The following is a 14,100-nucleotide window of genomic DNA, read 5'->3' on the forward strand; positions in this document are numbered from 1 at the left end:
TGCTGAAATCGCTTCAAAATCAGCCACTTCGTTGCTGCTTTCAATTTCACCATAGCGGTGCTATGCTAAAATCTCCAAACAGCCTGATTTTCTTGCGATTGCAACACTTCCCGTAAACACGGGACAGGCATCACCCCTGACCTTGTCAGGGCGGAGAAATCCTATTACATAATCCGGGTTTAATCCATTACTACTTGGAAAAATAATGAAATCCGATCTTACAAAAGGGCTTTTGCTAATCTTGAAAAGACTCTAAAAATAGAAAAACTTATAATTAAAACCATTAGGCATGATCCTAAAAGGATAAACTTCGCTAGTAATTTAGAATTGTGGAGTATAATAAAAAATAGCCTTAAAGTGATCCATCAAAATAGTTGTGAAATGCAGTTACTAAAGTAGTATGATTTCGGTCCCTGGATCAAAAAAAATTGAACCAAGAATTGTATAGATTAATACTGAATATGCAATTGGTGTTCTGTATTGAAAAGGGTTTTAAATAACAATTTATTCGATCTCTTGCTGAAATTCTGTAAGAAATTACTATTTTGTAATTGACAATGAACAGCTTAAGGGATTGTACCCGGGAATAGCTTTTTTATATGGGGTACTGTGGGAGTTAAGAATAATCTATTCTAATATTTAACTTCGAAATTGGTGTTTTTAGGTTAAATGTCCTGTCTTTTAATTGGGCCTCACAGGAGTATAAAATTGCCAAGTTGCGGTTTATTTAGAAAACATAAAACCAGAGAAAGTGTTATAAATACTATTTGCAATGATAAATGAGCAAAAACTCAAATTAAGTTTATAAATGAATGTAAAACAATAAACCTTTTGAATATGGAGAATAATAAAAACCCGAAATCATCACAGGAAGAAAGCAAATGCCCGCACCATGAAAAACAGGATGAAGGCGTAACCATTGCTGAAGGCAACGACAATACCTCTGCCAATGGTAGTTCGGCCGGTAAATGCCCTGTGATGCATGGCGGAAATACTTCAGTCAACGCCTCAGTTATGAGTTGGTGGCCAAATGCCCTCAATCTCGATATTCTGCATCAACACGACAGCAAAACAAATCCTTTGGGACAGGATTTTGATTACCAAAATGAGTTAAAAAAGCTAGATGTAGAGGCATTAAAAAAAGACATGCATGCGCTTATGACTGATAGTCAGGAATGGTGGCCGGCAGATTGGGGACATTACGGTGGCTTATTTATTCGTATGTCTTGGCATTCAGCCGGATCCTATAGAATTTCTGACGGGCGTGGTGGCGGTGGTGCAGGAAACCTTCGTTTCGCACCCTTAAATTCTTGGCCCGATAACGTTAGCTTGGACAAAGCCAGAAGATTGCTTTGGCCCATTAAGAAAAAATATGGCAATAAAGTCAGTTGGGCGGATTTAATTATACTGGCAGGAACCATAGCCTATGAGAGCATGGGGTTAAAAACCTATGGTTTCTCCTTTGGAAGGGAAGATATTTGGCATCCTGAAAAAGATACTTATTGGGGAGCTGAAAAAGAATGGTTGGCACCAAGTGATGAGCGATATGACAATGTGGAGAATCCATCAACCATGGAAAACCCTTTGGCTGCAGTGCAAATGGGTTTAATATATGTGAATCCGGAGGGAGTCAATGGTAAACAAGATCCTTTAAAAACAGCGGCACATATCCGTGAAACCTTTGCCCGGATGGCCATGAATGATGAAGAGACTGCTGCCTTAACTGCCGGAGGACATACGGTAGGCAAAACACATGGCAACGGTGATGCAAGCATTTTGGGCCCGGCACCTGAAGCTGCGGATGTTGAAGAACAAGGCTTGGGATGGCACAATCCTACCAAAACCGGAAAAGGTCGCTATGCAGTGACAAGTGGCCTAGAAGGTGCATGGACAACCCACCCTACCAAATTTGACAATGGGTTTTTTGAAATGCTGTTCAACCATGAATGGGAGCCTCGGCAAAGTCCTGCAGGAGCTTGGCAGTGGGAACCGGTAAGCATAAAAGAAGAGGACAAACCTGTAGATGTTGAGGATCCTAGTATCCGTCTAAATCCAATGATGACGGATGCTGATATGGCAATGAAGGTGGACCCTATCTACAAAGAGATCTGCTTGAAATTTATGAATGATCATGAATATTTTTCAGAAACCTTTGCTCGTGCTTGGTTCAAATTAACTCACAGGGATATGGGACCAAAAGTTAGGTATTTTGGCCCTGATGTGCCGGAGGAAGATTTGATATGGCAAGACCCTGTTCCTGCCGGAAAAGCGGATTATGATGTGGAAGCTGTAAAGGAAAAAATTGCCGAATCCGGCTTGTCAATTGCAGAGATGGTGGTTACCGCATGGGACAGTGCACGAACCTATCGGGATTCTGATAAGCGTGGTGGAGCCAATGGGGCCAGAATTCGTTTAGCCCCTCAAAAAGACTGGGAAGGCAATGAACCTGAGCGTTTGGCCCATGTATTGTCTGTACTCGAGCCTATCGCTGCTGAATTTGGGATCAGTATTGCTGATACCATTGTATTGGCAGGGAATCTAGGTGTAGAGCAAGCCATCAAAGCGGCAGGTTTTGATATTACTGTTCCTTTTTCACCCGGTAGAGGAGATGCTACCGATGAAATGACAGATGCAGATTCATTTGATCCACTAGAACCATTGGCTGATGGATATCGCAACTACAGCAAAAAAGACTACGTCGTAAGTTCTGAGGAATTGATGCTCGATCGAACCCAGCTAATGGGACTAACTGCACCGGAAATGACGGTGCTTGTTGGTGGTATGCGTATGTTGGGTACCAATTATGGCAATACTAAACATGGTGTTTTTACCGATAATGTCGGAGCTTTAACAAACGATTTCTTTGTTAATCTGACAGATATGGGGAACACATGGAAACCGAAGGAGCAGGGGCTTTATGATATTTGCGACCGAAATACGGGTGAAGTAAAATGGACCGCTACGCGTATGGATCTGGTTTTTGGTTCCAATTCTATTTTACGTTCGTATGCCGAAGTATACGCACAAGACGATAGCAAGGAAAAATTTGCAAATGATTTTGTAAAGGCTTGGACGAAGGTAATGGATGCTGATCGGTTTGATTTGAAATAATCAAGTTGCTTCAGTTTATAATAAAAATCGGCTTTGATGATCTATCCAAGCCGATTTTTTATTGTTTTACGTAATGATTCTTAGGATTTCCCTATTGAAATCAGCTGTTTATTAAACCCGAAATAGGCAATAGAATTAGTTGTGATTGATTGTGAAGAAGAGGCTCCACCTATATAGAAAGATAAATCTTATTTCAGTATTAAGCGGCCAACTTTTCTTTGGTTACCTTATCCATCACTATAGCTATTGCCCCGTCTCCGGTCACATTGCAGGCGGTGCCAAAACTATCCATGGCAATGTACAAAGCGATCATAATGCCAATCATTTCTTCGTTAAACCCTAACATGGATTGAAGGATACCAACAGCGGCCATAATGGCCCCGCCGGGCACTCCCGGTGCAGCAATCATAGCTATACCTAAAACAAAAATGAATCCGGCAAAGAGTGTGAAACCAAAAGGCATTCCGTACAGAATCATCAATGCCATGGCGCAAGCAGTGATTTTCATAATGCTGCCGGATAGGTGAATGGTGGCACATAAAGGGATAACAAAGCCAGCGATTTTCTCAGAAACACCATTTTTAAGTGCTTGTTCTAAGGTTACCGGGATGGTAGCCGCAGAAGATTGTGTCCCCAATGCGGTGAAATAGGCAGGCATCATTGTGATCAGTAACTTAATAGGATTTTTCTTTGAAACCAATCCTGCTATGATGTATTGAAATAGCAATAGTAGAACGTGCAAGGCAAAAATTACCCCAATAATGCTAATGAATACGGAAAGTATTGAAAAGACTTGTCCGCTAAAGGACATTTTTGCAAAAATACCCAAAATGAAAAGCGGCAAGAGTGGGATGATTACATTTTCAATCAATTGCATGATGATTTTTTGAAAGTCTCTCACCATCCATTTTAGGTTTGATTCTTCCTGAGTAGAAAGACCTATTCCAACTACAAAGGCTAAAACAAGGGCTGACATGATGTCGAGTATGGGAGGAATGCTAATACTAAAGTAAGGTGTTAATTGAGGTCCCTCTTCAGCAATTGGAGCAGCTCCATTGACATGCGATTCCAAGAGCATGGGGAATATCCCGGAAGTAGTAAGATAGGTCATAAAACCTGAGAACAAGGTGGAACCATATGCAATGGCAGCAGTCATTAACAATAATTTTCCTGCACCTTTTCCTAAATCAGCTATTGCAGGCATTATTAATCCCATAATAATTAAGGGTATAGCGAAATTTAGAAACTGTCCGAAAAATGCATTAAAGGTGGTGAAAATTCTATTTATAGATTCAGGTAAATACTGTCCGAAAACAATGCCCAATACTATGGCAAGAAAAACTTTAAAGAGTAAGTTTGAAAATATGCGCTTCATAATTTATGCTAATTGATATGGGATTTCTTCCCGAAAGTATTTTTTACGTTTGCTAATATACAGCCATTGTCAGAAAGGAGCATTTTATGACATGGCTTATTTTGTTTGAAATACTTATTATATGCTCTTGTTTTCATGCCAATTTCTCAATGAGATCGTATTTCTACATTACTTTCATTAAAACCAAAAATTCAATAGACCTTGGGTTATAGGCTGTAAAAAATTATAAGTCAGGTTATTGTATGTTGTTTCCGCTCTGGCAATTAAGCAAGGCGAAACTATGGTTCAGTCCTCAAATGACCTGCTTTTATTGTAGTTACAGTAATTCCTCTGAAGAAAGAACGGGGCAGGCTCAAAAAAGGCAGGAAACTTTATCGGTTCATATAGGTTAAAGAGTGAAAATCAGAAGAAAATCATATTAGGGGATACAATAATAGTTGCCTAAATAACTTAACTTTATAACATTATCGATTAAGAATAGGAGATTGCATACCAATTTGAACAACTGTATTTGGGAAAATTGACAAATTGATAGGATTCTTATTTATCCGGATTATGAAATAGAATTTCTCCGCTCTGACGATAGTCAGGGGAAAGCCCGTCCCCTGTTTACGGGAAGTGTTGTAATCGTAAGGAATTCAGGATGATTGTAGTTTCTTGCACCTAGTAGATTTTCTATTTCATATGTTGGGTTTGAATTCTTCAGAAGTTGACCCTCCTCGCAGTCTGTTTTCTGATACTAATATTGCACCCATTTTAAATCATTTATTTTATTACCGCAAGATTGAAAAGGAGAGGGGTTTTGTTGAAAAAACTGCTTTTACAAGTATTGTTTATAACTTAATCAAAAGTAAGCTTACCCTTGCTAATCATATTAGAGTGTTTAATGTCGAATAGCTCGGCAATTCATTCAAGATTGAAATAGATAAATGGCAATTTTATATTTCTGAAAACCTAATAAGAAATTTTTAATTTAAAAGATGAATTATAACCCTATAACAGCTCTGGCCATTTTTTTCGGAATTTGTTTGGTGCTTTTTTTTGCTTTCAGACCTAAAAAGGGGATTTACTTTGTACTGAAAAGTAGTTATAAACAAAAAGATAAAGTAATCATTGAGGACATATTAAAGTTCTTGTATCACAATCAAATATCCAATAACTCAATAACAACTAGCGATCTGATAAATTCGTTAAATTTTTCCAATTCATTGATTATTGAAAGTCTCAAAAAAATGATGGACAATGCATTGATTGTACTAGAAAAAGACAGTTATAAACTAACTCCAAATGGGAATGAATATGCTTTTCAAATCATAAGAGCCCATCGATTGTGGGAAAAATACTTATCTGAAAAAACTGGTTTCCGTAAAGAAGAATGGCATGAACGAGCAGAAGAAAAAGAACATGAATTAAGTGAATCCGAGATAGACAAGCTCTCTGACCTATTGGGTAACCCTAGATTTGATCCGCATGGTGACCCCATACCAACAAGTAAGGGAAAAATGAAAAGCAAGAGGGGACTGCCCTTATCATCGCTTAAGGTAAATGATATTGGCCAAATCATTCATATAGAAGATGAGCCAGATATTATTTACAGACAGATTTTAGCAGAAAACATCCATTTATACTCCACTATTAGAATTATAGAAAACAACAATACCCGTGTAGTCTTTCATTCAGAGGGCGAACAATTTGTTTTAGCGCCAATAGTAGCTGGGAATATTACCATATCATTATCAGAAAAAGTTGAATTACAAGAAGAAAATATTGCCCGTTTATCCAGTTTAAATTTAGATGAAAAGGCAATAATTGTGGGATTATCGAAAGAGTGTAGAGGAGAAAGCAGAAGGCGATTGTTAGATTTAGGTTTCGTAAAAGGCGCAACTGTAGCCATTGATTTATTAAACCCTTTAGGTGACCCAAAAGCATACTTTATAAAATGAACAGCCATTGCTTTAAGGAAAGACCAAGCGTCAAAAATTTTAATAAACAGAAAAGAGTAATGGAAAATAAAACGAATAGTGCTTGTGAAACTTGTGGCCTTTTTAATGCTGATGGACTTAAAAAACTAGGCGTAAAAACCGATGATTTTGATTTTGTTGTGGCACTTGCTGGCAATCCAAACACAGGTAAAAGTACGGTTTTTAATGCCCTTACTGGTTTACGACAACATACGGGTAATTGGCCTGGAAAAACCGTGTTGAGAGCTGAAGGTGCTTTTGAATACAATAATCAAAAATATAAACTGGTAGATTTGCCAGGAACCTATTCTTTATTATCGACTTCGGAAGATGAAGAAGTTGCGAGAAATTTTATCCTCTTCGGGAAACCTACAGTTACGGTGATTGTTGCAGATGCCAGCCGATTAGAACGAAATTTAAACCTTGTTTTGCAAATTTTAGAAATCACCAATAATGCCATTTTATGCCTGAACTTGATAGATGAGGCAGAAAGAAATAATATTAAAATAGATACCAGAATTTTATCAAAAGATCTTGGGATTCCTGTTGTTCCAACTAGTGCACGGTTTCAAAGAGGTATTCCGGAACTCATTCAAACCATTAGTGAATTAGCCAATGGAAAGATTAAATGCAAACCTCGCAGGATAAAAAACATCCCTAAAAATATTGAGCATTCAGTTCAGAAATTGAGTGAAACAATTCAAAAGGAATACCCCAATATTTCTAATAGCAGATGGATTGCTTTTAGATTATTGGAAGGAGATACTCAGATAATAGAAGCGTTAAAAACAGGCAATATAGCAACCGATGAGTACTAAAAAAATAGATGAGATAATCGCATTATCAGAAGAGTTGCGGTGGGAAATTGGAGATGATTTTCATGATAATTTAGCCGAAAGTATTTATTCAGATGCTTCTAAAATTGTAGAGGATGCAGTTACCAGAGACAATGAAAAATCTAAATTTAGACTAGATGCTAAAATTGACAAGGTTGTTACCAGTAGAATTTGGAGCTTCCCTATCATGCTTTTTATTTTAGGAGTTGTTTTGTGGCTGACTATTATTGGGGCCAATTACCCTTCTTCCATGTTAGCCACATTGCTGTTAGACAATATTCACCCATTCTTGAAAAGTCTTGGCGCCAATGTTGGCTTTCCTTGATGGTTAAACGGGTTTTTGTTTGATGGCGTTTATTTGGCCTTAGCTTGGGTCGTAGCTGTAATGTTGCCACCAATGGCTATTTTTTTTCCGTTATTTACCCTTTTGGAAGATTTTGGATATTTGCCAAGAGTTGCATTCAATATGGACAATCTTTTTAAGAAGTCCGGGGCTCATGGCAAGCAGGCGCTTACAATGAGTATGGGCTTTGATTGTAATGCTGCGGGAGTGGTTGCAACCCGTATTATTGACAGTCCTAGGGAACGTTTAATTGCCATTATCACAAATAATTTTTCTTTGTGTAATGGACGTTGGCCTACCCAAATATTATTGGCCACCATATTTATAGGTGCTGTGGTTCCAGCCTCTTATTCAAGCTTAGCGTCTTTAATTGCCGTAATAAGTATAGCTGTTTTGGGTATTGCCTTTATGTTTTTCTTTTCTTGGGCATTGTCCAAAACTGTGTTGAAAGGGGAAGTTTCAACTTTTAATTTAGAGTTGCCTCCTTATAGACCACCTGTTTTTTGGAAAACAATTTATACCTCACTAATAGATAGAACTTTGATCGTACTCTGGCGTGCAATTGTTTTTGCAGCCCCTGCAGGAGCAGTGATTTGGTTGATTTCTAATATTTTTATTGGTGATCAAAGTGTTGCTTCCTGGTTAGTTGATTCTTTTGATGGATTTGGCTTTTTATTAGGCTTAAATGGCGTTATCCTCCTAGCCTATATTGTGGCCATTCCTGCCAACGAAATCGTAATACCTACCATATTGATGCTTACCGTAATGGTAACAGGTGTTGCTGGAGGCGTTGGAGATGGGGTAATGTTTGAATTGGACTCTATTTCAGCCACAGCAGAAATTTTGAAGTCAGGTGGTTGGACTTTACTTACGGCAGTAAATGTAATGTTGTTTAGTTTATTGCATAATCCATGCAGTACGACAATATATACCATTTACAAAGAGACAAATTCCGTGAAATGGACCGTATTAGCGTCAATATTACCGGTTATTGCTGGCTTTATTGTAACTTTTTTAGTCGCTCAAATTTGGAGGATTCTGGTTTAAACCTAGCTTTTAAAAACAGAGTAATTAGAATTTAGGGTCTCTTTGGATTATGTGATAGAGTAAAATATTCAAGAAATGGCAGGGTGTTCCGACTCAAGTGAAAGCCTCTTTAGTTTGGGCATAATGAAAGGTGTTTTCCAAGTCATTGAATACATGGGTAATTGTATGGAAATAAAGTCAATTTGATTGTTTTTAGGTTAAGGAAAGTGATACCTAAATAGCATTAACCTAATGAGGGCGATTGGTGTAGGGGCAAAGTTACAAGATTTAGGAAGAAGTAATAAAATCAGTAGGCCAGGGTAGTTATGTTGAAAATAGTGTTTGAATGTTACAATTGGATAAATCAACATTAAGAATTATATAGTACACCCTTTTTTTGTGGATTTTCTGATATTTCACTCTAAAATACTGGCTATTTATAACTGGATATAACCATTTTACTGCCTAATGTAGTTTAGCCTTACTTCCAATTGATTCAATATATTGTTTTTTTTAAATGTTAAAATCATTATTTTTAATTGATTTAGTTGGTAATGTTCGTCATTTGTTAAATATAATTGGTTTTTGTAAATTATTTTTTATAAAATATTGAAAATGAATATGAACTATGGTGATTTTTTTGATGATAAATTCTTATTATACAATCCATTATATTAGAATAAACGCTACCTATAGGGTAAGAGGTATTTATTCAGGGATTCTTTTCAGGAAAATAGATCGTTTTGGAAGCTATTAATAATTTGTAATCTCGATTTACTTTTATAACTATATGATCACAAAACTTAATGCTAGGAAGGCAAAGAACTTAAAAAATATAGGCTTAATAACATTGGCGTTTAGTATAGCTGTTATATTGTTGTGGATACTTGGATTAAATTCGATATCAGGCCTTATTCTTGGTAGTCCACCAATGGACCTTATTACTGCATTTTCTTTCTTTTTATTAAGTCTGGGCATATTGGCTTCTCAAAGAAGATCCTTATTTTTTATTTTCCTAAACAGAGCAGCCATTATTGGTGTTTTGATTATTTCTCTAATAACCATTCTTGATGTCTTTTTAGCTAATTCAGCTATAAGTGTAGGTTATTTTGTAAAAGTATCAGGAAGTATGACAGTAGCAACTGCGCTCTCCTTCCTTTTGATGGGGGGGGCTGTTTGGGCAATTTATTCTAAATCTGAACGAGTAAAGCTAATTACCCAATTTATTTTATTCGCCATACTATTACTAAACACTGCTTCGGTTATTATTTTTGTTTTAAATATCCCAGGGGACAGTGCCAGTTTTCTGATACCCATACCATTTTTCACCTCTTTATTGTTTTTCTGGCTTTCCGCGATCTTGTCACATAAAAATGCCCCTCAAGCGTTTAATGATTTGCTATTTGGCAATTATGCAGGTAGCAAATTGTTAAAAGTGGTAGCCCCTTATAATTTTTTCATGATTGTAGTGATGACCTTCACACTGCTGTATCTAATTAATAATAATGTAGTTGGTCTGAATAGTGGGGTTATTATTTATGCTGTAATTGCTGTTTTTGTTTCAGTAAGTTATGTATTTGTGGTAGGGATTCAATTTAATAAGAAAGAGCAGGAGAAAGAAAAGTTTGAAAGAGCATTTCATGCTTCAACCAAAGAAATACAACAGTACAAAGAGGCTTTGGATAGTAGTTTTCTAGTAGATATTACTGATGTGAATGGCAAAATAATTTCCGTTAATGATAAATTTTGTGAAGTTTCAAAGTATGACCGGAATGAACTGATTGGTAAAAAACATAGCGTTAACAAGTCTGGTTATCATCCGGAGGATTTTTTCAAAGAATTATGGGCTACCATAAAAAGTGGTGAAATATGGCTTGGAGGAATTAAAAACAAGACCAAGGATGGAAAATTTTACTGGGTCCATACTGCTATTGTCCCATTTAAAAATGAACGGAATGAAATTTATCAGTTTTTAACCATTAGGCAAGATATTACCCAACACACCCAAATGGCTGTTCAATTTGAAAGTCTTAAACAAAGAAACAAGGAGCTTGAACAATTCACCTATATAGCTTCCCATGATTTGCAGGAACCTTTGAGAACAGTCAGAAGTATAATTGATATTTTAAATGATGAATATTCCTGCAAGTTAGATGAGGATGCCAGACTATCGCTTGAATTTATGATTGAGGCGACTGATAGAATGAGCGAATTAATTAAAGGGCTTTTGGATTACTCCAGAATTGGTCGAACAAAAAAAATAAAAATTGTTGATAGCAATGAAATAATTCAGGAAATAATTATTGACCTGACTACTGTTATCAAAGGAGAAAAGGCGGTGGTTACATCAGATAAACTTCCTTTATTAAAAGCTTATAAAATTGAACTACGACTACTGTTTCAGAATTTAATTAGCAATGCGATAAAATTTCAAAAACCAGGAACTTGCCCAAAAGTTCATGTATCAGTTCAAGACAGTTTAGATTATTGGAGATTTTCAGTAAAAGACAATGGTATTGGTATTCCGGAAAAAAACAAGCAGGATGTTTTTGCTATTTTTAAACGGCTCAATAAACGCAGTAATTACGAAGGAACTGGTATAGGTTTGGCGCATTGTGAAAAAATAGCACATATGCATGGTGGGGAAATATGGGTAGATTCCATAGAAAATGAAGGAAGTACTTTCTACTTTACAATACTTAAAAATTTGATTTGATACTTCTGTTCCATTTCTTCTTTTTTTGTCTATAGGTAAATCTAATACCAAGTGACCCATCCAGTCCCAAAAGAGCAATTTTACCCAAATTTGAATGCTAATATGGTAGGGAGTAAATTTTAATTTCTTTGTATTTTTGTGAAAAAGGCGAAAAGTTGTCCGCAACGGTTTCATTTTGATTTGGTTACTATTAGTCTCAATAGACAATAGTTAGGTATTACCTGTTTTTTGGAAGATGTTTTACCTTTTTCAGCTTCTCTCATTGGTAGGATTGGTCTAATCAAGAGTATTAAATATTGGAGTCTAATAGGTTTATGCAAAACCCTAGTTAGAGAACAGCTTTGGGAGAGCTGAAACTACCCGATTCAATAAATTAAATGGTTGAGAAATAATGAAAATAAAACGAGCTATTTTGCTGATATTATTGGTTGCAGGTACTTTAATGTCCTGTACACCTGAAGGGGCTAAAGACCTAAATCTAACTTCTGCAAAGATTTTAATATCGCCCAATATTAAATCCTCCATACAAGAAACTTCAGCAACTGTACTTATTGAAGAAATTGAAAAACGCACGGGGATTTCTCTGGAAAAAAATACCAATTGGGATTCTAATATCACCATTGCCCTTGCCCTTTCATCCGATAATCAATTGTTTGGAAAAGAGCTACCTTTTAAAAGTGCTGAAGATGCTCAGGAGTTAAAAAAAGAAGGTTACCGCATTTACCATGCGTCTAAGGACGGGCATAATACACTATGGATCCTTGGAGCAGATGCGAGAGGGGTTCTTTATGGTATTGGAAAATTGCTAAGAACAGCCAAAATGAAAAAAGGAAATATTTCCATTGATTCTAATATTGATTTTTCAGAAGCGCCAGAATATGCCCTACGTGGTCACCAGTTTGGCTATCGAAATACTGCCAATTCCTGGGATGCCTGGACGGTGGAGCAATTCGATCAACATTTTAGAGAACAGGTACTTTTTGGTGCCAATAGTTTTGAAAACATTCCTTTTCAGGCAGCAAATTCGAGCCCCCACTTTAAGATTGATCCACAGATCATGGAAGTGGAACTTAGCAGAATTTGCGAAAAATACGATGCCGAATATTGGGTTTGGACACCTGCACCAAATGATTTGACTATAAAAAATGCCCACTTGCAGGGGCTTGAAGAGCAAGAAGCATTTTATGCTAAATGTCCTCGATTAGATGGGGTATTTGTTCCGGGTGGAGACCCAGGAGAAAACCATCCGGCCCAATTAATACCCTATTTAAACGATTTGTCGGAAATATTGAAAAAGTATCATCCGGATGCAGGTATTTGGGTTTCTTTGCAGGGGTTTAATAAAGAAAAAGTTGATTATTTTTTCGAATACTTAGAGAAAAATAACCCTGATTGGCTCAGAGGATTGGTTTATGGGCCCAGTAGTCCTCCAATTCATCTGGAGAGAAAGTTATTGCCTGAAAAATACCTACATCGTTTTTATCCAGACATTACCCATACGGTAAGGTGTCAATATCCTGTAGATAACTGGGACCAGGCATTTGCATTGACTTTAGGAAGAGAGCCTACTAACCCACAACCACTAATGTATACCGAAATTTTCAACAGAGATTCAAAATATACTGATGGTTTTATCACCTATTCTGATGGTTCTCATGATGATGTTAATAAGGCGATTTGGAGCCAACTGGGTTGGGATGCGAGTAAAGACCCCCAAGAAATTGTTCTTGAATATTCTCAATTTTACTTTGGCCCGGAAGTGGCAGAAGAAGCAACTCAAGGCATATTTGCCTTGGAAAAAAATTGGGATGGTCCTGTCCTGAAAAACACCTCAATCAAAGAAAGCCTGGCCTTATGGAAAAGGTTGGAAGGAAATAATCCCCAATTGGTAGATAATTGGAGGTGGCAGCAATTGGTGATGCGGGCCTATTACGATGCCTATATTCAGGATAGGCTTGCCTTCGAAAAAGGGCTGGAAGTGGAAGCTTATGAAATACTGGCCAACGCCAACTCCATTGGAGCGGACAAAGCCATGAAAGAAGCCTTGCGTCATCTTGATAAAGCGGATTCTGAAATGGTCTCACAAGAACTGAAAAAGGAGGTTTTTTCCTATGGAGAAAAACTATTTCAATCCATTGGTGCGCAGACCAGCGTTGAGAAATATCAGGCAAGAAGTGCTGAGAGAGGTGCCGTCTTGGATTTTATTGATTACCCCTTAAACAATAGGTGGTGGTTAGAAGATGAGTTCAATAAAATTAAGGCATTTGATTCTGAAGCAGAAAAATTAGACCGATTGGAATTCATAAGCACCTATGAATTTCCTGGGGAAGGTAGCTTTTATGACAATGTATCCAGTGCTGATGCCAAACATGTTACTTCCAAAACAGATGATGCCATTGACTTTTTATGGGAGAATGAGGGCCGAAGTAGAAAAAGATTGTCTACCCAACTGTTCCAGTTTACCCCAGCCCTAGCATACAATGGTTTGGACCCAAATGCCAATTATATGATCAGGGTTTCCGGTTTTGGTGAAGCGCTTTTAAGAGCCAATGGCCAATTGTTGGAACCTACAAAATATGAAAAAGGCTTTGAAGAATTTAAAGAATTCCCACTTTCTAAAGCGTTGATCAAGGATGGTGAATTAAAATTAAGTTTTGATAAACCGGATGAAGAACATCTAAATTGGAGAAAGCAATCACGCGTTACCGATGTATGGCTGATTAAACAATAAA

Annotated in this window: 8 protein-coding genes; 7 read left to right on the forward strand and 1 reads right to left on the reverse strand. The window is 37.1% G+C overall.

All coding sequences use genetic code 11. The features are described from left to right. Nucleotides 1–837 precede the first annotated feature (837 nt). Complete coding sequence (gene katG / locus AC13EX_RS21700) at nucleotides 838–3,111, forward strand: catalase/peroxidase HPI (RefSeq protein ID WP_482894309.1); 2,274 nt, start codon at nucleotides 838–840, stop codon at nucleotides 3,109–3,111. A gap of 199 nt (nucleotides 3,112–3,310) precedes the next feature. Here katG and AC13EX_RS21705 read toward each other — a convergent pair whose 3' ends face one another. Beyond that, the gene (locus tag AC13EX_RS21705) at nucleotides 3,311–4,486 is read right to left on the reverse strand and encodes a dicarboxylate/amino acid:cation symporter (protein WP_482894310.1); all 1,176 of its coding nucleotides are present in this window, start codon (nucleotides 4,484–4,486) and stop codon (nucleotides 3,311–3,313) included. Between the two features lie 1,208 nt (nucleotides 4,487–5,694). Here AC13EX_RS21705 and AC13EX_RS21710 point away from each other — a divergent pair. The 6 genes from AC13EX_RS21710 to AC13EX_RS21735 all read left to right on the forward strand — a co-directional run bounded on the left by AC13EX_RS21710 (nucleotide 5,695) and on the right by AC13EX_RS21735 (nucleotide 14,099). Further along, entirely contained in the window at nucleotides 5,695–6,429 is a 735-nt protein-coding gene (locus tag AC13EX_RS21710; RefSeq protein WP_482894311.1) for a metal-dependent transcriptional regulator, read from the forward strand. Nucleotides 6,430–6,488: 59 nt separating this feature from the next. After that, nucleotides 6,489–7,265, forward strand: coding sequence for a FeoB small GTPase domain-containing protein (locus AC13EX_RS21715; RefSeq protein WP_482894312.1), 777 nt, complete (start codon nucleotides 6,489–6,491; stop codon nucleotides 7,263–7,265). Further along, nucleotides 7,255–7,608, forward strand: a complete 354-nt coding sequence (locus AC13EX_RS21720) for a hypothetical protein (protein WP_482894313.1) — start codon at nucleotides 7,255–7,257, stop codon at nucleotides 7,606–7,608. The genes AC13EX_RS21715 and AC13EX_RS21720 overlap by 11 nt, the downstream gene beginning before the upstream one ends. 60 nt (nucleotides 7,609–7,668) lie before the next feature. Then, nucleotides 7,669–8,673: a nucleoside recognition domain-containing protein gene (locus AC13EX_RS21725; RefSeq protein ID WP_482894491.1), complete on the forward strand. Its 1,005-nt coding sequence runs from the start codon at nucleotides 7,669–7,671 to the stop codon at nucleotides 8,671–8,673. A gap of 769 nt (nucleotides 8,674–9,442) precedes the next feature. Continuing rightward, complete coding sequence (locus AC13EX_RS21730) at nucleotides 9,443–11,368, forward strand: PAS domain-containing sensor histidine kinase (protein ID WP_482894314.1); 1,926 nt, start codon at nucleotides 9,443–9,445, stop codon at nucleotides 11,366–11,368. 391 nt (nucleotides 11,369–11,759) lie between these two features. Then, nucleotides 11,760–14,099 carry a glycoside hydrolase family 20 zincin-like fold domain-containing protein gene (locus AC13EX_RS21735; RefSeq protein WP_482894315.1) on the forward strand — a complete coding sequence of 780 codons (2,340 nt, stop codon included), beginning with the start codon at nucleotides 11,760–11,762 and terminating at the stop codon, nucleotides 14,097–14,099. The last annotated feature ends 1 nt before the right edge of the window (nucleotide 14,100 follow it).

This window comes from Cyclobacterium sp. L-R (assembly GCF_056859355.1).

Coding starts and splice junctions, on each gene's coding strand:
- AC13EX_RS21715 (WP_482894312.1), top strand. CDS start 6,489: ATGGAAAATAAAACGAATAGTGCTTGTGAAACTTGTGGCCTTTTTAAT.
- AC13EX_RS21720 (WP_482894313.1), top strand. CDS start 7,255: ATGAGTACTAAAAAAATAGATGAGATAATCGCATTATCAGAAGAGTTG.
- katG (WP_482894309.1), top strand. CDS start 838: ATGGAGAATAATAAAAACCCGAAATCATCACAGGAAGAAAGCAAATGC.
- AC13EX_RS21705 (WP_482894310.1), bottom strand. CDS start 4,486: ATGAAGCGCATATTTTCAAACTTACTCTTTAAAGTTTTTCTTGCCATA.
- AC13EX_RS21735 (WP_482894315.1), top strand. CDS start 11,760: ATGAAAATAAAACGAGCTATTTTGCTGATATTATTGGTTGCAGGTACT.
- AC13EX_RS21730 (WP_482894314.1), top strand. CDS start 9,443: ATGATCACAAAACTTAATGCTAGGAAGGCAAAGAACTTAAAAAATATA.
- AC13EX_RS21725 (WP_482894491.1), top strand. CDS start 7,669: ATGTTGCCACCAATGGCTATTTTTTTTCCGTTATTTACCCTTTTGGAA.